This is a genomic window from Pectobacterium polonicum (genome assembly GCF_005497185.1).
Taxonomy (GTDB): Bacteria; Pseudomonadota; Gammaproteobacteria; order Enterobacterales; family Enterobacteriaceae; genus Pectobacterium; species Pectobacterium polonicum.
Window position 1 is genome coordinate 124,572 of the sequence record NZ_RJTN01000011.1, and the last position, 24,046, is coordinate 148,617.

Sequence of the window (24,046 nt, forward strand, 5' to 3'; positions counted from 1 at the left end):
TTTTTTTCGTCGTGCGGTGCAATAGAGAGAAATTGCCTCGTTCTTCAATAATGTTTAAGGTTAAGTAATACAACATAAATTTTCGAAGAAAAAACGGCGAAAAATAATCAGGAATTTCTGATTTTATAAAAGTAAGGGATGGTTATGTTTGGGAAATTTCTCCTGATAGGAATGGGGGCGTTATTACTTAGCGGATGTTCGGTTGCGACCTATAGTCATAAGCTGGAAGATTATCAGGGGGCTGACCGCGTAGGGATCACATTCGATAATCGCAATCTCGACTATATTCGTGTTTATCCGACGACCGATAGATGTATTAATATTGATGCGCCAGAAAATGGCTACACCAATAATGCATTTGGGTTCCAAACTAAGCTCAATAACAAAGAGCTCGGCTTTCCGGCTATTCCAGAAACGCCAACGATGATTCGTGAATTTTGGGTCAGTGCGCAACATAACATTGCGGTCAGAATGATTGCAGGTAATGGTGGATTTAGTACCGTGACGTTTAAACCTGTAGTGGGGAATTACTATTATGTCACAGGCGAGTTTGTTGGACCGTATTCACCGCGGCGTATTGAAGTTTACGAAGTATTCAAGACCGAAAAAGGCTACTACGATCGCCGACCTGTCAAAGATTTGATGCTGAAAAACTGCGGCCAGTTCTCTTCCAGAATGCAGAAATTTTAATGAAATACTCGGCCAGACGTAAAACTTGTCTGGCCGTCTTTACCGCGTTTACGTCAGTTGTTTTCCTGAGAACGTGCCGGCATACCAGGCGTCCATCACCGATAGCAGGTTTTTCACTTCATCGATGGTCAGGCCGTAAGAATTGGCGTTTTCATGAGGCTTAACAACAAGTAGAGGAATATCGGCGCGCGTATGCAGGTAATCGAACTGATATTCCCTTTCGCTGTTGTAAAACAGGCTTCCGCCAACGTTTCCGGCTTTGCGTAATTGCTTGATCTGTTTGTCTTGCGCGTTCGGATCTTCCGCCCAAATCAGGAAATCACGCAGCGGCTGCGTTTGGCGCGAAAAATCATCACGCGTGAAGCCAAAATAGGCATAGCGCTTTCCTACCACTAACGCAATTTTGCTTTTATCGTCAGTAATTCTGACGTTAAAAGATCGCTTATCCACAGTACAGTCACGAAATTTAGGTTTGTAATCGCAGGCGGAAAGGTTTTCGGCTTCATAGACTTCGTAAAGACGCAGCGTGGCGTATTTATCGAAGGTGGTAATCGCCTGGCAGCCTGTTAAGGCAAGAAGAATGACCGGGAGGACGAGATAACGCATGACGGTTGTTTTTCCCTGTTTTGCTGCGAGTGAGGATGCCCTGGAAATGGTGTGGAGAAGAGAGGTTCCTATTAAAAACTCGCTGTTTATTCGGAATCAGGCGGTTATGAAAACATTAGCGTTGGAAAAATTCAACGGTGCAGGAAAGCGTCAATGATTGGGCCACCGCTGTGGCCCTGCGATATATTAGAAAGACGTCCAGTCCTGCGAATCATTTTTTGGCTTTGCTAAAGAGTTGCTCGCTAGCTTGCCTGCTGTTTCGAAGGCCAGTTCTGGCTGAAGAGATAGTCGCCCTGACGTGGCCTGTGAGGTCAATTTAAAAGCACTGACCGTTTGTGTTAGTGCCGTAGCCTGAGATTGTAATGATAGGGCTGCCGCAGCGGACTCTTCGACCAGCGCGGCATTTTGCTGCGTTGTGGTATCGATTTGCCCAACGGCAATATTAACCTGGCTGATACCGTCGCTCTGTTCCTGACTTGCCTGAGAAATCTCAGCAATGATGGCATTGACGTCGGAGACATGGCCAGTCAGATTATTCATTGTCGCTTCGGCAGAATCGACCAGTTGCATCCCTTCCTGTACCTTATTCACCGAATCATCAATCAACTCTTTGATCTCTTTTGCCGCCGTGGCGCTGCGTTGCGCCAGAGAACGTACCTCGCTGGCGACGACCGCAAAACCGCGACCCTGTTCGCCCGCGCGCGCCGCCTCAACGGCAGCGTTCAGCGCCAGAATATTGGTCTGGAAGGCGATGCCGTCAATCACGCCGATAATTTCCGCCATCCGATGTGACGAATCTCGAATACCGCGCATTTTGTGCGTCACTGATGCCATCACATCACTGCTGGTCTTGGCCGCCTGTGAGGACTGAAGGGAAACGGCGGTGGCCTGACGCGTATTGTCTGCCGTATTTTTGATGGTGGAGGTAAGCTCTTCCATTGATGAAGCCGTTTGTTCCAGTGAACTGGCTTGCTCTTCAGTACGGGCTGACAAATCCTGATTACCTGCTGCGATCTGTGATGCTGCTGTAGAAATGGCTTCCGACCCGTCGCGAACCTGGCTCACAATATGGCGCAAACTGGTATTCATGTTATCCAGTGCCGTTAACAACTGGCCGGTTTCATCTTGACGCTCGATAACAACCTGAGAAGTCAGATCGCCTTTCGCCACGCGTTCGGCGACGGTCAATGCCTGTTTGATGGGGTGGGTTACGCTACGTGTAATTAACCATGCAGCGATAGCACCGAGCAATGCGCCGATGCCCATGAAAGCCAGCAAGAATAAACGTGCATCTCCAAAGTCTGCATCCATGACATCCAACATCTGTGTCATACCATTATCTTTGTAATCGACATAATGGAGAATTTTTTCGCTGAACTGGCGTTGTGTATTATCCAAACGATCGTGGAATTCAGCCAACGCGGTCTCACGGTCTCCCGCCGTCATCGCGGCGATGATTTTATTGCCTGAAGCGATAAAATCGTTTCGTATCAGCAACATGTCCGACATGATTTTGCTGAGATTAGGATCGTTAGTTTCTTGCGTGTCTTGATCGATCTTTTTTACTAAGGCTCCGCCATTCTTACGAATATCCTCGATTACGTTTAATGCATCACGTAACTGCTTATCGTCGGAAACTAATAATAAACCTTCATAGGCAATCACGGTTTGATTGACCAAATTGCGCAGGTTATTTGCATCAACCGTATCTGCATACGTGTCCGTCACAATCAATTTGGCGTTTTGATTGAAACCGGACAGTTTCATTATTGATAAAATACCGACAGCAAACAGCATGGCAATTAGCCCTGTGAAGCCGATTCCCAGTCGATAACCAATACGCCAGTTAGCCACACTCATGATTCTTCCTTTATCTAGTTGATAGTTATTAACGTTATATTTTTGGGATCACTAAATTGGTATTAAGCGTGGATGAATGGTGCTGTTAGCAATGGTAGGTCATCATTTTTCGAGAACCGCACGGAATGATAAAACTATTTGTTAACAATGCGATATGCCATTTTACGTGCTGTATTAATATCATCGGTTTTTTACAATCGATGCACGACTCTTGTCACACCTTGATACCGCATGGATTATCGGCTAACGAAATAAAATCTTCATTAAATTGATCGTTTATAGCATTTAAAAACAAAAAATAAAAAGGGAAAACCTATCAATATAAAAATATCGATCGTTAAAATCAACTGAGGTGTGAAAATAGTAACTGAACGATTTATTAAAATAAGTAACGTAAAATTTACAGTGTAAACAATATTATAAATGCCATTTAAATTTTAAAAAAAATGAAACGATATCATTATGCTTCATATCAAAAATAATTTAATCAATAACAATTAAATTTATAAAATAATAAGCATAAGCCAACAACACTACGCTGCGTTTCTTCATTTTTAGCACGTTATGGAATCGGATAATGCGATCTTATTCTGCCAGAATGGATGCAATTTTAAACTTGGGCCTATTTTTCAAACGGCGGCGTTCTGGAGGCAGGCCCACGATGATTAGCATTTAAGGAAAGCCAACGTACATGAAGCCTGGGGTACGGCAGGTATCTATCTATCGTACTTACCACCAACCAAAGTGGCTACCTAAGCCGACGATGACGGCGACGACGATAAAAACAACCGTTGGTTTACTCATTTTCACTCCATTTGGTGCCATATCAGGCTTAAAAACGGTTAATTGGGCTGCGTGTGAGAATAAGATAAATAGTGGGAGTGGTCTACTGGCAGGGGCATTGGTATCCGGCTCTTTATCGTAGGATTTGAGTGAAAAGGAGCCCTGTGGCAGTTTCTGCGATCAGCGATTCGCTTAGATAAATCCCTTGCAGACCAGTACTCATGCCCCTCACTTCATAAATGCCAGAACCTCAGCTTTTTTCTCCGGCGGTAATGCCAAAAATGCCAGCATCATTTCGGCTAACTCATCGTTCTCTGTATAGAAGTAGGCGAGCGGTACGTCTAGTGCTTCTGCTAACTGCTGGGCAGTTTCAATACTTGCTTCGTGGACACCTTTTTCATAGCGATTGATGCGCGTGCTTGCGACGAATTCATCGATACCAGCAGCGATGCCGAGTTTTTTTTGCGATAAGCCTTTTGCCAGGCGAGCCTGTTTTAGCCGTTGGCAGAAAATGTCATGGTAATTTTGTCTTGTCATCATGACTACGAGAATCGTAGTTTTTTCTTGAGCCAGATACTACGAATAACGTAGTATTGGTTCGGTTAGTCATAACCCCACCTTCTAGAAAGGTGGGGTTGATGGCATCACATATCTTTGTTACCTACCTATCCAATGTTTCGATAATTGCTGCGTTATGTTTATCGAATCGATATAAGGTAAAAAATACATTAAAACAGTATGTTATGTGAAATTTTTAAGCGAAGTATAAATCACTCAATGTTCTGAATCTGTTCCCGCATTTGCTCGATCAGCACTTTCAACTCGATTGCTGAAGCGGTGACGTCGGCGTTGATGGATTTCGAGGCCAGCGTGTTCGATTCGCGGTTGAATTCCTGCATCATGAAGTCGAGGCGGCGGCCGACGGCTTCTTCTTTTTTCAGGATTTTGTAGGTTTCTTTGACGTGAGCGTCGAGGCGGTCGAGTTCTTCGGCGACGTCGACGCGCTGCGCCATCAGCACCAGTTCCTGTTCCAGACGGTTATTTTCCAGCTGTACCTGCGCATCTTCCAGCTTGCTTTGCAGGCGTTCGCGCTGCCATAGCAGGATGTTTGGCATCTGGGCGCGGACTTTGACGACTTCGGCGCTGACGCCAGCCAGACGCTGTTCAATCAAGGCTTTCAGCGCGTTGCCTTCACTTTCACGCGCGGCGATAAAGTCATCCAGCGCACCTTCCAGTGCTTTCAGTAGTTCAGCGCTGATGGCGTCCAGATCCTGTTCTTCTGCCGACATCACGCCCGGCCAGCGCAGAATATCAACCGGATTGATTTCCCCTTCGTCGCTCTGCATTTTGACCCAATTGGCGGCATTAACCAGCTGCTTTGCCAGCTTTTCGTTCAGGATCAGCGAACTTTGTGCACTCGGGTCAAGTTCAAAACGCAGGTTGCATTCGATTTTGCCACGGGTTAAACGGGCGCGAATACGCTCACGCGCCACCGGTTCGAGGCTGCGGAATTGCTCCGGTAAACGAAGATAGGTTTCCAGATAGCGCTGGTTAACGGAACGCAGTTCCCAGGCTGCGCTTCCCCAGTTGCCCTTGATCTCTCGGCGGGCGTAAGCGGTCATGCTGCGAATCATTGGTGCATACCTGTAAAGCAAATGATGAGGAGGATTATAGCGTTGAGTCCCGCACAGGGGATAGGAAAAACCGTCCGTGGCGTGGCGTCTGTCGCGAATCAGGCGGCGTAAAGCAGCGTCTCGTGCTGTCTGGCGATGTCGCGACAGCGGTTTTTCATCATCTGTTTCAGTTGCAGCGTCGCCTGCGATTGCGGGTTGTCGCGGCGGCTGATCAGTGTGACTTCAAAAGGCAGCGGCTGGTCGATAGGGACGATTTTTAGCTGGTCGGCATAGCGACAGGCAGTGAAGAGATCGACGATACCCGCACCGCCGCCTGCCAGCACCATGTCGGCAATCACCGAGTAGGTTTTGATGTAGAGCGAAGCGGCTGGCTGTAGCGCCTTGTCGCGCAGCGCACGGTGTACCACCTGACCGAGCGGGTCCTGATGCTGCATCATCAGCAGATTGTTGTTGCACAACCATTCCAGCGAGACAGGGCCGTTTATCGGGCTGTCTTTTGGCAGCAGGGCAACCATCGTGGACTGGAATAACGGTTCTGCCAGCAGCTCGGATGGCACCTGTTGACCAAATATCAGCGCAAAATCGAGCTGGTTTTGCAGGATGTTTTGGCACAGCGTGCTGAAATGTTCGGTCACCAATTCGACATTAACCGACGCTGCCTGCTTATGAAATTCCACTAGCGTTGGTGCGACGACCATCTGCCCGAACGCGTGCGCCGCACCCAGTCGTACAGAGTGGGCTTTGCTGGTTTTGATTTGTTCGGTGAGTGAACTGATGCTTTGCAGGTGGCTGAAGAGCTCCTGCACTTTCGGGATCAGGCGTAGCCCTTCTTCGGTGGCGACCATCCCCTGAGTTCGACGTTCAAACAGAGAAAAACCGAGCTGTTGTTCCGCGTGATTCAGTACCCGACTGACGTTGGGCTGCGAGACGTTGAGCAGCCGGGCAGCGCCGCTGATGGTGCCTGCCTGAACAATGGCCTGGAAGATTTCAATATGACGTAATCGCATGGTTGCAGGCTCCGGCTGATGCTTTCTGATGAGCATCGTATGAGTAATAACCAAAAAGTCTGCAATTATTACGCCAGATTATAAGGCCGCGATGAATGGTCGATGGATAAGCGATGAGAACACTTTCTGCACTATTTTGATGCCCAATAATGGTGCAATGCACCGATATCGGGCGTTTTGATTCTTTTTCGATGCGCTGGCAAGTTAGCGATAAATATCGGCGACGGGGGCTTCTCCCACGTAGCCATAGCCGCGATACATGCCTTCGCTGTTGAACGGCAGGGCGATGTTGCCGGCTTTGTCCACGGCAATCATCCCGCCGCTGCCGTCCATCTGCACGAGTTTCTCCATCACTACGCGATCGCTGGCCTGTTGTAGCGTGAGTCCGGCGTATTCCATCAGCGCAGAGACATCATAGGCCGCGACGGCGCGCATAAAGACCTCGCCAGTACCCGTGCAGGAAACCGCGACCGTCTGGTTGTTGGCGTAGCAGCCCGCGCCGATGATAGGGCTATCGCCCACGCGCCCAGCCTGTTTATTGGTCATGCCGCCCGTCGAGGTTGCCGCTGCGAGGTTGCCCGCACTATCGAGTGCAACTGCGCCTACGGTGCCGAACTTACGGTCGGGATCGATAGGGTCGCTCTGACCGTCATGGTCGAGGATGACGCGACCTGAGCCAGCCTGCGCGTTATGGAGCTGCTGACGGCGTTCATCGGTGGAGAAAAATGTCGGATCAACCCTTTCCAGACCGTGCTGCAGTGCAAAGGCTTCCGCGCCGTCGGCGGTAAACATCACATGCGGGCTGGCTTCGAGTACGGTACGGGCTGCCAGAATCGGGTTACGGATATGGCTGACACAGCTGACCGCACCCGCATCCAGCGAGCGTCCGTCCATGATGCTGGCGTCCAATTCGTGGGTTTCCGCGTGGGTGAAGACCGAACCGTGTCCGGCATTGAATAACGGACACTCTTCCAGCAGACGGACGGCTTCCGTTACGGCATCCAGCGCGCTGCCATTTTCAGCCAGAATGCGTTGTCCGCTGGCGACAATCTCGGACAGCGCCGCCAGATAGCGTTGCTCTTTTTCAGCGCTCATGGCCGAGCGGGTCAGCGCGCCTGCGCCACCGTGGATCACAATCACGGGTTTTGTCATGCGATAAAGTCTCTTTTCAGTCGGTTTACGCCCCGGGATAAGGGGCGGATAAACTGGAATCAGTTTTGCGTCGTCGCCAGATAGGAAAAGGCACCCAGCAGGCTGGTGATTTCCTGCATGTTCTGCGCGGTATAACCTACGGTTATGGCATCCAAACGTTCAACGCTTGGCAGCAGACAGAATAGATCGGCCAGTACCGGTTTTGCCACCATCAGTTCGAGACGGTAGGGTGCCTGAATCCGCGAATTCAGGGTACGGTGTGCTTTTTCCACCGCCGCTTTGGCTGCATCACGAATCACCTGACGCGCCTGTTCGGTGCTGAGGGATTCCGCTGCGTGCTGCGAGATGGCGCGTTTAACGCAGGCGTAATCGGTGGCGGGGTAGTAGCGGGCAATCCAGCTCTGGAGCGTATCGTCGCCGCTGACCAGCCACAGTGGTGTTTTCTGTTCCACTCCGGCGGCAGCGTAGATATCGCTCTCCCCCATGATTTCACCGTTGATGCGCACGCGGTAGAACGCGCGACCATTGATGGTGTGCGACAGTACGCCAAACTCGCCTGCTGCGCTGTGATAACCGATAAACATCAGGCCGTCGAACTGCTGCTGTTCCAGCCCTTCGACCATCGAATAGCCGCGCGGTTTGCCCTGTACCAGCCGGGCGCGGGCGTCGATATTCTCCGCACGCAGGTTAACCATTGCCGCATGGCTGTCGGCGACCACCACCTCTGTTGCACCACCCGCGAACGCGCCGTCAATCGCGGCGTTCACTTCTTGTTCCATCAGGCCGCGCGCCAACTGGTATTCTGCGGTGCCGGGGCTACATTGCTCTGGGCGCATCACGCCAGCGATTCCTTCAATATCGGCGGAGATAAAAATTTTCATAATCAATGTCCTACGGAAGAGAGAGTTGCAGCCAGCCGATCCAACGCCTGTGGCAGCGTCGGGCGATGATGGCCGCGAAAGCCGGTCACGGCGTCAGCCTGAAGCATGGCGTCGAGCACCGCGTATTCGGTCGCATCAGCGGCGGCGCTTAACAGCGATTCAAGCTGCGCATCCTCCGGCGGCTGTGGCTGTGAGCAGGTGGAGAACGCGACGGCGATGTCGCCGGAACCGTGTCCCCAATAGCTGCCGAGCCGACCTAATCCTGCGCCCGCGCGCTTGGCGATGCGCTTGAGCTGGCGGGCATCGAGCGGGGCATCTGTCGCCATAATAATGATGATCGAGCCTGCGTCCTGCTGCGGCGCGAGCCCCGGTAGAAGGGGCGCGATGGCGTCGCCCATCTGCACGCCGTCTAGCGTCAGCGCGGAAAGCGTGCCGAAGTTTGCCAGCACCAGCACGCCGAGCGTAGCGTTCAATTCGGGGATCAGGCGCGATGCGGTGCCGATGCCGCCTTTTAGGCTAAAGCAGCTCATACCGCGTCCGGCACCGACGCTGCCGCGTGCGAAGCTGTCCGCTGCGTCGTCCAGCGCTTGCCGTGCCATAGGTTCTGTTACTGCCAGCGCCTGAATGTCGTTCAGCCAACCATCATTGCACTCCAGTGCCAGCGGGTTAACCGTCGGCAGCGTGCGGCCCAGTTCTGGGTTACGGGAAATAGCATCGCGCACCAGCGTGGTAAACAGCGTGCCGGTTGCCAGCGTGTTGCTGAGCAGGATGGGCGTTTGCAGCAGTCCCAACTCCTCAATCTGCACCAGCCCGACGGGTTTAGCGAAGCCGTTTAGCACCGCCACGCCGCAGGGCAGGGGCTGGGTGAACAGGTTCTCACCGGGCGGCACAATCGCCGTGACGCCGGTTTGCACTTCCCCCGCCGCCAGTGTGCAGTGGCCAACGCGCACGCCTGCCACATCGCTAATGCGGTTATGCGGCCCGTTGGCCGAGCGCGGCGTACCCAACTGCCGCGTCGTTTTCCAGCGTTGTAGCAACAGCGCCTGCTGCTGCTGGTGATAGTCATTCATCGGGTGATCGCCGTGCATCGCCTTCCTCAGCTTTTCAGTTTGGGATCGAGCGTATCACGCAGCGCATCCCCGAGCAGGTTAAACGCCAGCACGGTGAAGAAAATCGCCAGACCGGGGAACACGCTGACGTGCCACGCGCCCGCCATCATCAGGCTGCGGCTCATGGCCAGAATATTGCCCCATTCAGGTACGTCCGGCTCTGGACCAAGGCCGATAAAGCTCAACCCTGCCGCGGTCAGGATGCTGGTGCCGATACGCATGGTGAAATAGACGATCACGTTAGGCAGCGTACCGGGCAGGATGTGGCGCATCAGCACGACGCGATCCGGTGCACCGGCGCAGCGCACGGCTTCTACATAGGCCGCCTGTTTCAGCGACAGCGTGGAGGCACGCACGATGCGAGCGAAGACCGGTACACTGAAGACGGCGACGGCGATAATCACGTTATTCAGGCCAGGGCCGAGGATCGCGACGACCGCGATCGCCAGCAGCATGCCGGGGAAGGCGAACAGCACGTCAGAACCGCGCATGATCAGCGTATCTACCCAGCGGCCGTAGTACCCCGCCAACAGGCCGAGCACGATACCGACCAGCATGCCCAGTGTGACGGAGAAAATACCGATGTATAACGAGATGCGTGCGCCGTAGATGATACGGCTCATCACATCGCGCCCCAGATCGTCGGTACCCATCCAGTGCGCCGCCGAAGGTGGTGAAGCCAGCGCCATCCAGTCGGGTTCCATGGGGTTCCACGGTGCCAGCCAGGGGGCGAAAATCGCGACCAGTACCAGCAGCAGGACGAAGCCGCTGGAAACCAGCGCCATCGGGTTACGGATAAAGACCTGAACGAAATCGCGCCACGGCGAACGTATCGTCTCTTCATCAAGCGTGGCTGCGGCCACGACGGGTTCGGAAGGGAGGTTCATCGTGTCTCCTAACGTAGGCGAATCGCCGGATTGACCACCGCGTACAGCAGGTCCACCAACAGATTAATGACAATAAATTCAAATACGAACAGCATCACCAGCGCCTGAATGACCGGCTGATCCTGCGTTTTGATTGATTCAATCAGCAGCCAGCCCAGACCCGGCCAGCTAAACACGCTTTCAACCACGATGGAGCCACCGAGCAGGAAGCCGAATTGCAGCCCCAGCATGGTGATAACTGGGATCAGCGCGTTACGCATCACGTGCTTCCAGGTGACTAGCCGATTGCGTAGCCCCTTGGAGCGCGCGGTACGGACGTAGTCTTCCTGTGCGACTTCCAGAAACGCAGAGCGGGTAAAACGCGCCATCACGGCAGCGACTGATGCCCCGAGCGTCAGCGCCGGCAGAATGATGTCGCTGGGCTGATTAAAGCCGCTGACGGAGAAGACGCCGAACGGCATGGCGACAAACTGAATCAGCAACAGGCCGAGCCAGAACGGCGGCATGGAAATCCCGCCGACCGCGAAGCTCATCAGCGTCCAGTCCTGCCATTTCCCCCGCTTGAGCGCGGAAACCACGCCAATAAGCAGGCCAAGCAGCACCGACCAGACAAAGCCTGCCAGCGCCAGCCACATGGTCGGCATAAAGCTCTTGCTGATGACGTCGATGACGGGCTGCTGAGTGCGGTACGTCACCCCCAGATCGCCGCTGAACAGGCCGCCGAGCCAGTGGACATACTGCTGCGGCAGCGGGTCGTTCAATCCTAGCTGCTGACGGGCGGCTTCCACCGCCTCAATCGTCGCATCAGCCCCTGCGTAAATACGTGCCGGATCGCCCGGCAACAGTTTTATAAAACCGAACACTAACAGGGAGACCACCAGCAGAACCGGGATCATTTCCAGCAAACGTCGGACGATATAAGCAAACATGGCGTTCTCCCTGACCGATTACTTAAATTCAGCCTGATCGAAGATCAGCGAGCCATCCGCCAGCATGTACACGCCGTCAAGGTTCTTGGTTTTACCGACAACGTTGTCTGGTGAACCCAGGAATACCACCGGTGCATCCTGCCAAATCTGGCGCTGTGCATCAGCGTAAGCGGCGGCACGTTTGTCTGCATCGGCAGTCGCTAACCCAGCAGTAATCGCTTTATCTGTGACCGGATTGCTGTAGTAGGAGACGTTGTAAGCCACTGGCACCCAGGATTCTGTCGCAAACAGTGGACGCAGCGCCCAGTCAGCATCACCGGTAGAAGGTGACCAGCCGTTGTAGAACAGGTCAAATTCGGCTTCTTTCGGGTCTTTCACGCCGAACAGTTTGGCGTTACGCATCCCGGAGTCCATCGGGGTGACGGTGACTTTGACGCCAACCTGCTCTAACTGCTGTTTGAAGAACTGTGCGCTACGGATGTAGTCGGTGCGGTTCGTCGTCCACAGTTTCAGGCTTAGGCCGTTGGCGTAGCCCGCTTCTTTCAACAGTGCCTTGGCTTTTTCTGGGTTATAGGTGTAGTTCGGCGAGCTTTGGCGTGCGAAGAACTGCACGTCCGGTGCCATCGCAGAGGACGCTGGAACGCCCATGCCAGCAAAGCCCACTTTCAGCCAGATATCGCGGTTGATAGCGTAGTTGAGTGCCTGACGCACGCGGATATCATTCAACGGTGGGCGCAGGTTGTTCATCGCCAGCCAGAATTGATAAATACTTGGGTCGCGCTGAATCGCCAGCTTGCTGTCGCTTTGTACGGTGCCGATCAGGTCGGAAGGCAGCGGATACACCGCATCGACCTGACCAGATTTCAGTGATGCTACGCGGGTGGAATCTTCTGGCGTCGGGTAGAAGGTCACGCTATCGACTTTCGGCCAGCCTTTCTGCCAGTAGTTGTCGAATTTCACCAGTTTCACGTCTTTACCCTGCTGCCATTCGGTGAACGTGAACGGGCCAGTCCCGACTGGGTGCACGCGCAGCTGTGCTTCATCTGGATATTTCTTCAACGCTTCCGGGCTGTGCATCACGGCAGACGGGTGCGCCAGCGTGTTCACAAAGGCACCGAAGGATTTGTTCAGCTCGATTTTGACCTGCGTGGGCGACAGCACGGTGACGGTTTGCACCATGTTAAACAGGCTGTTGCGCTTTAAGCCTTTGCTCTGATCCGCCAGACGGTCGAGGTTGGCTTTAACGGCGTCGGCGTTGAACGGCGCGCCATCCTGGAAGGTGATGCCTTCGCGCAGCGTCACGACGAACTCGGTGGCGGTGTCGTTGCTGGTGTAGCCCGTCGCCAGACGTGGCACCAGCTTCATTTTGTTATCGAATTGGAACAGACGCTCGAAGATGCCGCTCTGAATGGAGTAGCTCAGCGTGTCCGAGGTGTCGTGCGGGTCAAGCCCGGTGATATCGGCATAGATGGAAATACGGAGGTCTTGCGCCTGGGCAACAGCCGCCAGACACAGTGAGAGCCCGAGGGCAACGGCAGAGCGGCGAACGAATGGCTTCATGGTTTCTCTCCTGGTCAGCAATGAACGTGTGTTGTGTTTTATTAATACGTTGTGTTTTGTGGCTATTTTTTGTGGCTATTTTCTTGTCATGACGTCGTGTTTCAGGCTGCCGATTCGTTGTCGGCGACCCAGTGCTGCGGCGCAACCTCGCGGTAGCGCGTTTTGGCGACGGCCTCGCCTGCTTTACGCAAGGGCGAGGGGATTTCGCTGTCGTCAAACTGGCGTGTGCCGCGACGGGTTGGATCGGCAATCGGGACCGAAGCCAACAGGCGGCGGGTATACGGATGCTGCGGATCGTTAAACACCGACTGGCGCGGGCCGATTTCCACAATCTGGCCGAGGTACATCACCGCGACGCGGTTGGCGATGCGCTCGACGACGGCCATATCGTGCGAGATGAAAATCCACGACACGCCGGTTTTCTTCTGGAGATCCATCATCAGGTTGACGACCTGCGCCTGAATTGACACATCGAGCGCCGAGACGGCTTCGTCAGCAATGATGACCTGCGGTTGCAACGCCATCGCACGAGCGATCGCGATACGCTGGCGCTGCCCGCCGGAAAATTCGTGCGGGTAACGACGTGCGTGCTCAGGCAGCAGGCCGACGCTTTTCAACAGCGCCTGCACCTGCGGCGTCGCCTCTTCCAGTGATTTCACCAGCCCGTGCAGCAGCAGCGGTTCGGCGATGGTGAAACCGACCGTCAGGCGCGGGTTGAGCGAGGCATACGGGTCTTGAAACACCATTTGCATTTCCCGGCGCAGCGGCTGGAAATCACGCTCTTTCATCTGGGAAATTTCGTTGCCCTGAAAATGAATGCTTTCGGCCTCGCTCTGTACCAGACGCAGTAGGGCACGTCCGGTCGTCGATTTGCCGCAGCCGCTTTCGCCGACGATCGCCAGCGTTTCGCCCGGCCAGACGTTGAAATCGATCTGCTCTACCGCGTGAACGTGGTGGGTCACTGTAGATAAAATCCCGCTGCGTATGGGGTAATAAACGCGCAGCCCGCGAATATCTAACAGCGGCTCGGCATCATAGCGGGCGGTGACCTGTTCAATATTGTCTGGGTCGCTAGCCTGTCCCAACAGTGGGAAACGTTTTGGCCACAGGCTATCGCGCATGTCGCCCAGTTTGGGGACGGCGGCCAGCAACGATTGGGTGTATGGGTGTTGCGGTGCAGCGAAAATCTGTTCGACTGTGCCTTGCTCTACGATTTCGCCGCGATACATCACTACGACGCGGTCAGCGATTTCTGCGACTACGCCCATATCGTGGGTAATAAACAATACCGCCATGTCGCTCTGCTGTTGCAGGTCGCGCAGGATTTGCAGAATGCGTGCCTGCACGGTGACATCCAATGCGGTGGTCGGTTCATCCGCTATCAACAGCTGCGGATCGCAGGCCAATGCCTGTGCAATCATCACGCGCTGGCGCATCCCGCCGGACAGCGAGTGCGGGTAGCTTTTCATCACGCGATCGACGTCTGCAATGCGCACCTTGCGCAGCAGTTCACGGGCTTTTTTGTCTGCACTGGCGGCATCACAGATTTTGTGATCGAGCAGGGCTTCGGTAAGCTGATCGCCGACTTTCAGCACCGGATTGAGTGAGGTCATCGGTTCCTGGAAAATCATGGCGAGATCGCGACCGCGCAGCTTACGGCGTGCTTCTGCTTTCATGCTCAGCAGGTCATGTTGTTGGCCGTCGCGTGCGGTGAAACGGATCGCGCCGCGTTCGATGTTGGCAGAATCCGCCAGCAGCCCCATCACGGTAAGTGACGTCACGGACTTGCCTGAGCCACTTTCACCGACCACGGCGACCACTTCCCCTTTATTCACGGTAAAGGAAATGCCTTTTAGCGCCTGATGCGTGCCGGAACGGCCGCTAAAGCTGACGCTCAGATCGTCGATTTCCAGTACAGGTCTGGGGGCGTTACCGGGTGCTGTGGCGGCACCCGCGTGCATGATATCCGTCATGGTCACTCCGGTTGGTGGTTTTAGGGTTGCTTCGGTTGAGAGCGTCATAGCCAGATTCGGCCAAGGTTATAAGTCAGATAAGGCGAGCTGTCGGCTGCCAGCCAGATAGGGCCGTCAAGATCGACATGTTCGGCGTCTGCCGCAATCGGCAACGCGGCTTCCATTGCCATTGATGAACCCAGCATGCAGCCGACCATAATGCGCAGGCCGTGGAATCTCGCCTCACGTACCATTGCCAGCGCCTCGGTCAGTCCGCCACACTTATCCAGCTTGATGTTGATCATGTCATAACGACGGCGCAGTCCGACGATGTCACCGCTGTGGCGGCAGCTTTCATCTGCGCAGATGGGAATCGGATGGGCAAAGCGCTGCAAATCCTCGTCCTTGCCGACAGGAAGCGGTTGTTCGATCATCGCAACCTGATAAGGCAGCAGAGCCTGGGATAGGCTGTGTAAATCCAGCCCGCTCCAGCTTGCTCTCGCGTCGATAATCAATCTGGCGTTGGGCGCAGCGGCACGAATGGCGGCAATCCGCTCCAGAATCAGTTCACGATCCAGCTTGATTTTCAGCAGCAGTGCGCCGTGGGAAACCGCATTTGAGGCAGCTGCGGCCATTTTTTCCACGCTGTTGAGCGCCAACGTTTGCGCACAGACCACGGATGCCGGTGGATGAATGTCGAGGTGCTGCCACAGCGTCTGTTTTTTCAATGCGGTGTTGAGCCGCCATAGCGCACAGTCCAGCGCATTTCTGGCCGCACCCGGTGATAAGTCTTTCTGGAGCTGTTCGATGGTCAGGCCGTTTTCTACCGCCTCACGGATCGCAGAAAGTTGGCGGCATACGCTGTCGGCAGATTCGCCATAATAGGCGGCAGGCGTGCATTCGCCTTGGCCAATAAATCCTTTTTCTTCCAGCGAGACGCGGATAACGGTGACCACATGACGCGTGCCGTTATCGGCCGTGATGGGGCGGGCCAGTGGCAGATTGACGGTTTCAATGTGCATATGCCGCATCATGATTTTTCTCATTCACGCTCAAGGGATGAACGGACTATTTCATGATGCATCATCACTGACGAATACTTGTTTATGAGTAGGGTATAACCTCAGGTTATACCATAAGGATAAGGTATGGCTGGTGGAGAATTAACCGCTAATCTTGCAAATTTATCGGTACTGGCGCAGGGTAAGATTAGGCAGCGCGCCGCGAAGACCGTATATACCCGTCATACTTCAAGCTGCATGTGCGTCGGCTTCCCTTAAATACTCGGCCCGTCGTGGGCCTCGCCCTGAAGGGCCGCTGCAAACAGCGTTCAAATCTGCTCCCGACAGATTTGTCACCCCAGTCACTTACTTTTGTAAGCTCCTGAGGACTCGTACGGTTGCCATCTTCCTGCAACTCGAATTATTTAGTGTATAATGCGCGCCAGTTTTCATTGACCCGCCGGAGATGAGCCATGCGCCCAACAGGCCGAAGTGCACAGCAAGTACGCCCCCTTACATTCACCCGTCATTACACGAAGCACGCCGAAGGTTCCGTTTTGGTCGAGTTTGGCGACACCAAAGTGTTATGCAATGCTACGGTAGAAGAGGGTGTTCCGCGCTTTCTGAAAGGCCAGGGGCAAGGATGGGTCACTGCCGAATACGGTATGTTGCCGCGTGCGACGCACAGCCGTAACGCGCGTGAAGCCGCCAAAGGCAAGCAGGGCGGACGGACGCTGGAGATTCAGCGCTTGATCGCACGTTCCCTACGCGCGGCTATCGACCTGAAAGTGCTTGGCGAATATACCATTACGCTCGACTGTGATGTGTTGCAGGCAGATGGCGGCACGCGTACAGCGTCCATCACCGGTGCCTGCGTGGCGTTGGCAGATGCGTTGAACCAGATGGTTGCCAACGGCAAGCTGAAAAAGAACCCGATGAAAGGCATGGTCGCAGCAGTTTCCGTCGGCATCGTTAACGGCGAAGCGCTGTGCGATTTGGAATACGTGGAAGATTCTGCTGCTGAAACCGACATGAATGTGGTCATGACTGAAGATGGCCGTATGGTTGAAGTACAGGGGACGGCCGAAGGCGAGCCGTTCAGCCACGAAGAATTGCTCACCCTGCTGGCGCTCGCCCGAGGGGGAATCGATACCATCGTTCAGGCGCAAAAAGCTGCCTTAATCGATTGATTTTTAAAGCGACCAATTGGTCGCTTTTTTTATATTTGAAGACGAGGAGATGCAGCATGAAAGCCTACCAGCGCCAGTTTATTGAGTTTGCACTCAGCAAGCAGGTATTGAAGTTCGGCGAGTTTACGCTGAAATCCGGGCGTATTAGTCCCTATTTCTTTAACGCCGGGCTGTTTAATACCGGGCGCGATCTGGCCTTACTGGGGCGTTTTTATGCCGAAGCGTTAGTTGATTCCGGTGTGGAGTTCGATCTGCTGTTTGGGCCGGCTTACAAAGGTATTCCTATTGCCACCACCGCAGCGGTAGCGCTGGCAGAACACCACGATCGTGACCTGCCTTACTGCTTTAATCGCAAAGAAGCTAAAGACCATGGCGAGGGCGGCAGCCTGGTCGGCAGTCCATTACAGGGGCGCGTGATGCTGGTGGACGATGTGATCACGGCGGGTACGGCGATTCGCGAGTCGATGGAGATCATCGGTGCGCACGGCGCGACGCTGGCGGGTGTGATGATTGCATTGGATCGTCAGGAACGCGGTCGTGCTGATTTGTCTGCGATTCAGGAAGTGGAACGCGACTACCAGTGCAAGGTGATTTCGATTATTACGCTGACGGATTTGATCGCTTATCTGGCGGAAAAACCAGAGATGGCGGCGCATCTGGATGCGGTAAAAGCCTATCGTGAGCAGTACGGGATTTAACGTAGTGAGTCAGCAACCCGCCAGAAGAGAATATCTGGCGGGTTTTAATATCTAAGAGCGGCGTTTAGTTCAACTGTGCCGCCAACAGCGGCCAGCGGGTATCGAATTCCTGCGTCGGACGATAGCGGAATTCAGAGCGAATAAAGCGCGACAGCATCCCTTCGCAAAACGCTAACAGCTGGCTAGCCAGTAGCGTTTCATCATGTTGAAAACCTTTGCCATCACGTAGTTTATGCTCGCGCAATACCTGACGCAGTTGCGATTCAATACGTTCAAACAGCTGGTTAATTCGCCCCTGTAAGCGATCTTGTTCAAACATCAGCGCATGACCCGTCATGATGCGAGTCAGACCTGGATTCCGTTCCGCAAACCCTAAAATCAGCAGCAAAATCAGACGAAGACGATTAAACGTTTCCTTTTCGTCTTGCAGAATCAGGTTAATGCGGGTGGTCAGGCTATCCTCAATAAATTCAATCAGGCTATCAAACATCCGCGTTTTACTGGGGAAATGCCGGTAGAGTGCCGCTTCGGACACGCCGACGTTCGCAGCGAGTTTTGCCGTGGTGATGCGTTGGCTGCCGTCGCTGGATTCCAGCATCTGCGCCAGCGCCTGCAAAATTTCCTCGCGGCGATTCCTTTTCGTATTTTCTTTTTCTGCCATGTCTGAAAAGACCCTTGCTAAATATTTGACTGACAAGCACCCGTTAGCGCCACAGTCGCCATTTCCTGTTGGATGGGCGCTGTGGCTTATATGAATTTTTTACACTATAGGGTGGCTGGAGCGCGTTAGCTACGGCCGGAGTGGCCGAAGCCGCCTTCTCCACGTTCGCTGCCGACGAAATCTTCGACCAGATTAAATTCAGCCTGAACGACGGGCACAAAAACCATCTGCGCGATGCGTTCGCCCGGTTCAACCGTAAACGATTGTTGACCACGATTCCAGACGGAAACCATTAGTTGCCCTTGATAGTCTGAATCGATCAGCCCCACCAGGTTCCCCAGCACTACGCCGTGCTTGTGGCCCAGTCCAGAGCGAGGAAGGATCACCGCCGCCAGTCCGGTATCGGCAATGTGAATCGCCAGCCCAGTTGGAATCAGGGTCGTTTCCCCTGCTTTGAGCTCAATGGCCTGATCCAGACAGGCACGCAGATCGAGCCCGGCAGAACCCGGAGTAGCATAGGTTGGTAACGGGAATTGCTGCCCAACACGTGGGTCAACAATCTTAACGTCGATTTTTTTCATCATAACGGCTGATAATCTCATCGATTAATTTTTGGCCAAGAAGACGCTTGTCGCACTGCGGCAACGATGTGTCTCCATCTTGCCAGAAAAGATGTAACGCATTGGTTTCACTGTTAAAACCATGCCCGGAAAGAGAGACGTTGTTCGCGCAAATCAGGTCCAATTTTTTACGCGCCAGTTTCTGCCGGGCGTATTCTTCCACATTCTGGGTTTCGGCAGCAAACCCGACAACATAAGGACGATTTTCCGTCATGGCTGCGACACCGGCGATAATATCTGGATTTTTGACCAGAGTGAGAGTCATTTCATCGCCCTGCTGATTCTGTTTTTTGATCTTCTCATCGGCGATATGTTTGGCACGATAGTCGGCAACCGCAGCGCAGCCGATAACAATGTGCTGCTGAGCCGCGTGTGCCATCACCGCGTGCGCCATCTCCAGCGCGCTGCCGACATCAATACGTGTGACGCCCTGTGGCGTGGCGAGCGAAACCGGGCCGCTTACCAGTGTGACATTCGCGCCACGGGCTGCCGCAGCCTGCGCGATAGCAAAGCCCATTTTCCCGGAGCTGTGATTGGTGATAAAGCGAACTGGGTCCAGTGCTTCTCTCGTCGGCCCGGCGGTGACCAGAATATTCAGATGTTGCAGATCGTTGATGGCAGAAAAATGACGTTGTGCTAACCCGACAATCTCCAGTGGGTCGATCATGCGGCCTGGCCCAACGTCACCACATGCCTGACTGCCGCTATCTGGCCCCCAAATCGGTAAACCGCGAGCGGCCAGCGTGCGCAGGTTGTCCTGCGTGGGCTCTGCGCGATACATCTGCTGATTCATTGCCGGGACAACGGCGATAGAGGCGGATGTCGCCAGACAAAGGGTGGTCAATAGGTCGTTCGCCATGCCAGCGGCGACGCGGGCGATCAGGTCAGCGGTGGCAGGAGCGAGAATGACTAAATCAGCCCATTTCCCTAACTCGATGTGACCCATTGAGGCTTCCGCGGCGGGGTCGAGCAGGTCGTCTGATACGGGATAGCCAGAGACGGCTTGCAGCGTCAGTGGTGTGATGAAAGCTTTAGCGGCAGATGTCATGACAACCCGCACGTCGGCTCCGCCATCGCGCAGACGCCGTACCAGTTCCGGGCACTTGTACGCAGCGATGCCGCCACTGATACCCAGCACGATTCGTTTGCCGGAGAGTGCATTCAGGCTGGAAAATTCCGTCATCATCATGGTCCGATTGAAAGTCAGAAGAGCCGCTATTTTACCATAACCTTGCGGTTAGATAAGAATCTTAAGGCTGTTGCTATGTTTCCCTAAGAAGATTGCGAGGCGCCTCGCAGCCTTTTATCGCAGGCATCGTCCTGTTTTTACGGGTGTGACATGATGCCGTCGATCGGTACAGGGAGAGGCTGATGGCGTGGGAAAAGGGATTGGCACCGCGTGAAAAACTGGTGCGTTTAGGGGCGGAATCGCTGACGGATGCGGAATTGCTGGCGATTTTTTTACGCACAGGGCTACCCGGTGTGCATGTGATGCAGTTGGCCGAGAGTTTATTGGCGCAGTTTGGGTCGTTATATCAACTGATGACGGCCGAACAATCTGCGTTTCATAGCGCCAGAGGCGTAGGCATATCAAAGTATACGCAGCTTAAGGCGGTAGCAGAGTTGTCGCGGCGGTTGTTTTTCTCTCGTTTGGCGAAAGAGGACGCCATGCTAAACCCGGAAGCAACCGGTCAATATTTACAGTTGCTACTGTCGCGACGTGAGCGCGAGGTTTTTTTAGTCCTGTTTTTGGATAATCAACACCATGTTATTCGCCATCAGGAGATGTTTGTTGGTACGATTAACAGCGTGGAAGTACACCCGCGTGAAATTGTGCGTGAAGCGCTAAAGGCGAATGCCGCCGCGCTGATTTTGGCGCATAATCACCCGTCGGGAAAAGCGGAGCCGAGTCAGGCTGACCGTGCGATAACCGAACAGATTGTCAAAGCGTGCCTGTTAATGGAGATCCGCGTGCTCGATCATTTAGTGATTGGGCATGGCGAATACGTTTCTTTTGCCGAGCGTGGTTGGATTTAACAGATATTTCCGCGATCCAATGGGATCTTTAGCTGTTCGGGACTTGAGCACTTACGCTTCAGAGCGTATACTACGCCACCTTTGAGAATCTTGGGTGTGGCGTTAAGAGCCTATCTCAGCAGGTTTATCCTGATGACAGAGTCTTTTCAGTGAAGTTGCTGAGATGGGCTCTAAAGCCTGACGAGGCGGCCAAACCCTATACGAAGCTCGAGCTGATTTGATTTTTGGAGAATAGACATGTCCCGAGTCTGCCAAGTTACTGGCAAGCGTCCGGTGGCCGGGAACAACCGTTCCCACGCACTGAATGCGACCAAACGCCGTTTTCTGCCGAACCTGCATTCACACCGTTTTTGGGTTGAAGGCGAGAAGCGCTTTGTAACACTGCGTGTATCTGCTAAAGGTATGCGTGTTATTGATAAGAAGGGTATTGAGACGGTTTTGGCCGATCTGCGTGCCCGTGGTGAAAAGTATTAAGGAACTGAATCATGGCTAAGGGTGTTCGCGAGAAGATCAAGCTTGTTTCTTCTGCTGGTACTGGTCACTTCTATACCACTACGAAGAACAAACGTACTAAGCCGGAAAAATTGGAACTGAAGAAATTCGATCCAGTTGTCCGTCAGCACGTTCTCTACAAAGAAGCTAAAATTAAGTAATTTTTGCTCCTTTATGAAAAACCCAGCCAAGGCTGGGTTTTTTTTCGGCAGTTGTCTGTCAGGCACGTGTCGATTTGTCTTAACTGATTTGTTTTAATCGCTGTGGGTAAAATATGTCGGCGATAGCGTTGTTTCCCGCCGTATCCCTCTGTCTTGGGGGCCATCACAGATGGTATCCTGCTGTTTATGCTAATGTAGCCACCTTCATCAGGAGACGTGCATGCCTGAATTACCTGAGGTTGAAACCAGTCGTCGGGGCATTTCACCCTATCTCGTTGGTCATACCATCCTTTATGCAGAGGTGAGGAATACGCGCCTGCGCTGGCCAGTATCGGCTGAGGTTCTCTCACTGAGCGATGAGCCAGTGCTAAGCGTGCGTCGACGGGCAAAATACCTGCTGATTGAGCTCACGCGTGGCTGGATTATCGTGCATCTTGGTATGTCTGGCAGCCTGCGAGTATTGCCGGAATATACCGAACCGGAAAAGCACGATCATGTTGATTTGGTGATGGACAGCGGTAAAGTGCTGCGTTACACCGATCCCCGGCGTTTTGGTGCCTGGCTGTGGACGGATAATCTAGAAACCTGCTCGGTCTTGGCACATCTAGGGCCGGAGCCATTAGAGGCAGAGTTCTCCGCAGATTATCTCTATCAGGCTTCACGAAATAAAAAAACGGCGATCAAACAGTGGATTATGGATAACAAAGTGGTCGTTGGCGTAGGCAATATTTACGCGAGCGAATCGCTGTTTGCTGCGGGTATCCATCCTGACAGAACGGCTGGATCGTTAAATGAAAACGATGCAGCCGTATTGGTTCGTGTGATTAAACAGGTGCTACAGCTTTCGATTGAGCAGGGTGGCACGACGCTGCGTGACTTTTTGCAATCAGATGGCAAACCCGGTTATTTCGCGCAGGAGCTGCGAGTCTATGGCCGCAACGGTGAACCTTGTCGGACGTGCGGAACGCCGATAGAAAGCGCAAAGCATGGACAGCGCAGCACATTCTTTTGCCGCCGATGTCAGCATTAATATTATACCCGTGATCATTGAAGATGCTTGATTTTATGTGACGAGAAGATCAAGCTCATCCACTATGAAGATATTTATTACCGACGAACAGAAAGCCGAACTTGAGCACCTTCATGACACCACTCGTGATGGTCGTGTTCGTGACCGCATTAAAGCCGTCCTTCTTGCCTCAGAAGGCTGGACTTCTGCGATGATTGCGCAGGCTCTGCGTCTGCACGAAACGACGGTAAACCAACATATCAACGATTACGTCAACACCCGCAAACTCAAGCCTGAAAACGGCGGCTCTAACAGCATGCTCAGCGCCACTCAAACTACAAGCCTCATCAGTCAGTTATCTCTGCATCTGTTCCATCATACTCGCGATATCGTGGCTTATGTTGAACTGCGCTGGGCAATCCGGTTCAGTATCCCCGGCATGAACAAGTGGCTGCACCGTCAGGGTTTCACTTACAAAAAACCAGCGGGTATACCCCATAAATTCAGTGAGCAAAAACAGAAGCAGTTCATTGAATATTATGAAAATTTAAAGAAAACGGCAGGTAATGAACCGATTCTGTTTATCGATGCAGTGCATCCGACACAGGCGACAAAGCTCAGTTATGGATGGATACGAAAAGGACATAAAAAGTCAGTGAAAACAACGGGAAGCCGAACCCGTCTGAATATACTGGGTGCACTAAATCTGAGCGATATCAGCCGCACAGTTATTCACGATTACAAAACGATTAATGACTACAATATTGCTCTTTTTTTCATTGAGATACGTAAACGTTACCCCGATTATCGGCAGAAAATCCATGTGATACTGGACGGAGCGGGTTATCACCGAACCCAATTGATTAAAGACTGGGCTTTTGTCGTGAATATAGACCTTCACTATTTACCGCCTTACAGTCCGAATCTGAATGCGATAGAGCGCTTATGGAAAGTGATGAACGAGCATGCTCGGAATAATCGCTATTTTGAAAACACGCACGACTTTAGGAATGCAATATTCAATTTTTTCTCAACCACGCTGCCAGAAATAGCGGACTCGCTGACATCCAGAATTCACGATCGCTTTCAGGTGCTCAAACCTGCATCTTGAGGTTTATTGGGTATAT

The 24,046-nt window shown here is 53.2% G+C and carries 25 protein-coding genes; 9 read left to right on the forward strand and 16 right to left on the reverse strand.

Annotation, left to right across the window (positions count from 1 at the left end; genetic code table 11):
* Nucleotides 1-144: 144 nt before the first annotated feature.
* On the forward strand, nucleotides 145-690 hold the full coding sequence (locus EDI29_RS13015; protein ID WP_193555662.1) for a hypothetical protein: 546 nt from the start codon (nucleotides 145-147) through the stop codon (nucleotides 688-690).
* A gap of 48 nt (nucleotides 691-738) precedes the next feature.
* Here the strand turns inward: EDI29_RS13015 and EDI29_RS13020 are convergent, their stop codons facing one another.
* Nucleotides 739-1,296 carry a hypothetical protein gene (locus tag EDI29_RS13020; RefSeq protein ID WP_137741219.1) on the reverse strand — a complete coding sequence of 186 codons (558 nt, stop codon included), beginning with the start codon at nucleotides 1,294-1,296 and terminating at the stop codon, nucleotides 739-741.
* Here EDI29_RS13020 and EDI29_RS22760 point away from each other — a divergent pair.
* On the forward strand, nucleotides 1,295-1,453 hold the full coding sequence (locus EDI29_RS22760; RefSeq protein WP_167494505.1) for a hypothetical protein: 159 nt from the start codon (nucleotides 1,295-1,297) through the stop codon (nucleotides 1,451-1,453). The genes EDI29_RS13020 and EDI29_RS22760 overlap by 2 nt on opposite strands.
* A gap of 29 nt (nucleotides 1,454-1,482) precedes the next feature.
* On the opposite strand, the gene EDI29_RS13025 is transcribed toward EDI29_RS22760, so the two are convergent.
* From EDI29_RS13025 to ycjG, 12 genes are all read right to left on the reverse strand, one after another.
* Entirely contained in the window at nucleotides 1,483-3,156 is a 1,674-nt protein-coding gene (locus EDI29_RS13025; protein WP_137741220.1) for a methyl-accepting chemotaxis protein, read from the reverse strand.
* A gap of 1,011 nt (nucleotides 3,157-4,167) precedes the next feature.
* On the reverse strand, nucleotides 4,168-4,479 hold the full coding sequence (locus EDI29_RS13030) for a helix-turn-helix domain-containing protein (RefSeq protein ID WP_137741221.1): 312 nt from the start codon (nucleotides 4,477-4,479) through the stop codon (nucleotides 4,168-4,170).
* A 230-nt stretch (nucleotides 4,480-4,709) separates the two neighbouring features.
* Nucleotides 4,710-5,573: a YicC/YloC family endoribonuclease gene (locus EDI29_RS13035; RefSeq protein WP_137741222.1), complete on the reverse strand. Its 864-nt coding sequence runs from the start codon at nucleotides 5,571-5,573 to the stop codon at nucleotides 4,710-4,712.
* A gap of 98 nt (nucleotides 5,574-5,671) precedes the next feature.
* Complete coding sequence (locus EDI29_RS13040; protein ID WP_137741223.1) at nucleotides 5,672-6,580, reverse strand: LysR family transcriptional regulator; 909 nt, start codon at nucleotides 6,578-6,580, stop codon at nucleotides 5,672-5,674.
* 204 nt (nucleotides 6,581-6,784) lie between these two features.
* Entirely contained in the window at nucleotides 6,785-7,732 is a 948-nt protein-coding gene (locus tag EDI29_RS13045; RefSeq protein WP_137741224.1) for an isoaspartyl peptidase/L-asparaginase family protein, read from the reverse strand.
* Nucleotides 7,733-7,791: 59 nt separating this feature from the next.
* Complete coding sequence (locus EDI29_RS13050) at nucleotides 7,792-8,613, reverse strand: M55 family metallopeptidase (RefSeq protein WP_137741225.1); 822 nt, start codon at nucleotides 8,611-8,613, stop codon at nucleotides 7,792-7,794.
* Between the two features lie 2 nt (nucleotides 8,614-8,615).
* A complete protein-coding gene (locus tag EDI29_RS13055) occupies nucleotides 8,616-9,701 on the reverse strand; it encodes a DmpA family aminopeptidase (protein WP_395303174.1) in 1,086 nt (361 codons plus the stop codon).
* An 8-nt stretch (nucleotides 9,702-9,709) separates the two neighbouring features.
* Nucleotides 9,710-10,609, reverse strand: coding sequence for an ABC transporter permease subunit (locus tag EDI29_RS13060; RefSeq protein WP_107169064.1), 900 nt, complete (start codon nucleotides 10,607-10,609; stop codon nucleotides 9,710-9,712).
* Nucleotides 10,610-10,617: 8 nt separating this feature from the next.
* On the reverse strand, nucleotides 10,618-11,538 hold the full coding sequence (locus EDI29_RS13065; protein ID WP_014913740.1) for an ABC transporter permease: 921 nt from the start codon (nucleotides 11,536-11,538) through the stop codon (nucleotides 10,618-10,620).
* An 18-nt stretch (nucleotides 11,539-11,556) separates the two neighbouring features.
* Nucleotides 11,557-13,098, reverse strand: a complete 1,542-nt coding sequence (locus EDI29_RS13070) for a glutathione ABC transporter substrate-binding protein (protein ID WP_137741226.1) — start codon at nucleotides 13,096-13,098, stop codon at nucleotides 11,557-11,559.
* A 101-nt stretch (nucleotides 13,099-13,199) separates the two neighbouring features.
* Nucleotides 13,200-15,071 carry an ABC transporter ATP-binding protein gene (locus EDI29_RS13075; protein ID WP_137741227.1) on the reverse strand — a complete coding sequence of 624 codons (1,872 nt, stop codon included), beginning with the start codon at nucleotides 15,069-15,071 and terminating at the stop codon, nucleotides 13,200-13,202.
* A 44-nt stretch (nucleotides 15,072-15,115) separates the two neighbouring features.
* Nucleotides 15,116-16,081 (reverse strand): L-Ala-D/L-Glu epimerase, encoded by a 966-nt coding sequence (gene ycjG, locus EDI29_RS13080; RefSeq protein WP_193555663.1) that lies wholly within the window; start codon nucleotides 16,079-16,081, stop codon nucleotides 15,116-15,118.
* A gap of 443 nt (nucleotides 16,082-16,524) precedes the next feature.
* Between ycjG and rph the strand changes: the two genes are divergently transcribed.
* Both rph and pyrE read left to right on the forward strand, forming a co-directional pair.
* Nucleotides 16,525-17,241 carry a ribonuclease PH gene (gene rph, locus EDI29_RS13085; protein ID WP_005967981.1) on the forward strand — a complete coding sequence of 239 codons (717 nt, stop codon included), beginning with the start codon at nucleotides 16,525-16,527 and terminating at the stop codon, nucleotides 17,239-17,241.
* A 56-nt stretch (nucleotides 17,242-17,297) separates the two neighbouring features.
* Entirely contained in the window at nucleotides 17,298-17,939 is a 642-nt protein-coding gene (gene pyrE, locus EDI29_RS13090) for an orotate phosphoribosyltransferase (RefSeq protein WP_137741229.1), read from the forward strand.
* Between the two features lie 64 nt (nucleotides 17,940-18,003).
* Here pyrE and slmA read toward each other — a convergent pair whose 3' ends face one another.
* The 3 genes from slmA to coaBC all read right to left on the reverse strand — a co-directional run bounded on the left by slmA (nucleotide 18,004) and on the right by coaBC (nucleotide 20,409).
* Nucleotides 18,004-18,600 carry a nucleoid occlusion factor SlmA gene (gene slmA / locus EDI29_RS13095; protein ID WP_005967978.1) on the reverse strand — a complete coding sequence of 199 codons (597 nt, stop codon included), beginning with the start codon at nucleotides 18,598-18,600 and terminating at the stop codon, nucleotides 18,004-18,006.
* A gap of 125 nt (nucleotides 18,601-18,725) precedes the next feature.
* The gene (gene dut / locus EDI29_RS13100; protein WP_005967975.1) at nucleotides 18,726-19,184 is read right to left on the reverse strand and encodes a dUTP diphosphatase; all 459 of its coding nucleotides are present in this window, start codon (nucleotides 19,182-19,184) and stop codon (nucleotides 18,726-18,728) included.
* Nucleotides 19,162-20,409 carry a bifunctional phosphopantothenoylcysteine decarboxylase/phosphopantothenate--cysteine ligase CoaBC gene (gene coaBC / locus EDI29_RS13105; protein ID WP_395303173.1) on the reverse strand — a complete coding sequence of 416 codons (1,248 nt, stop codon included), beginning with the start codon at nucleotides 20,407-20,409 and terminating at the stop codon, nucleotides 19,162-19,164. Before coaBC ends, dut begins: the two co-directional genes overlap by 23 nt.
* 182 nt (nucleotides 20,410-20,591) lie before the next feature.
* Here coaBC and radC point away from each other — a divergent pair, with 182 nt between their 5' ends.
* The 5 genes from radC to EDI29_RS13130 all read left to right on the forward strand — a co-directional run bounded on the left by radC (nucleotide 20,592) and on the right by EDI29_RS13130 (nucleotide 24,030).
* Nucleotides 20,592-21,257 carry a RadC family protein gene (gene radC / locus EDI29_RS13110; RefSeq protein ID WP_137741230.1) on the forward strand — a complete coding sequence of 222 codons (666 nt, stop codon included), beginning with the start codon at nucleotides 20,592-20,594 and terminating at the stop codon, nucleotides 21,255-21,257.
* A 237-nt stretch (nucleotides 21,258-21,494) separates the two neighbouring features.
* Nucleotides 21,495-21,731, forward strand: a complete 237-nt coding sequence (gene rpmB, locus EDI29_RS13115) for a 50S ribosomal protein L28 (RefSeq protein WP_005967968.1) — start codon at nucleotides 21,495-21,497, stop codon at nucleotides 21,729-21,731.
* Between the two features lie 11 nt (nucleotides 21,732-21,742).
* The gene (gene rpmG, locus EDI29_RS13120) at nucleotides 21,743-21,910 is read left to right on the forward strand and encodes a 50S ribosomal protein L33 (RefSeq protein ID WP_002208990.1); all 168 of its coding nucleotides are present in this window, start codon (nucleotides 21,743-21,745) and stop codon (nucleotides 21,908-21,910) included.
* A gap of 220 nt (nucleotides 21,911-22,130) precedes the next feature.
* Entirely contained in the window at nucleotides 22,131-22,940 is an 810-nt protein-coding gene (gene mutM, locus EDI29_RS13125; RefSeq protein ID WP_137741231.1) for a bifunctional DNA-formamidopyrimidine glycosylase/DNA-(apurinic or apyrimidinic site) lyase, read from the forward strand.
* Between the two features lie 64 nt (nucleotides 22,941-23,004).
* Complete coding sequence (locus EDI29_RS13130) at nucleotides 23,005-24,030, forward strand: IS630 family transposase (protein WP_137741232.1); 1,026 nt, start codon at nucleotides 23,005-23,007, stop codon at nucleotides 24,028-24,030.
* Nucleotides 24,031-24,046: the final 16 nt, after the last annotated feature.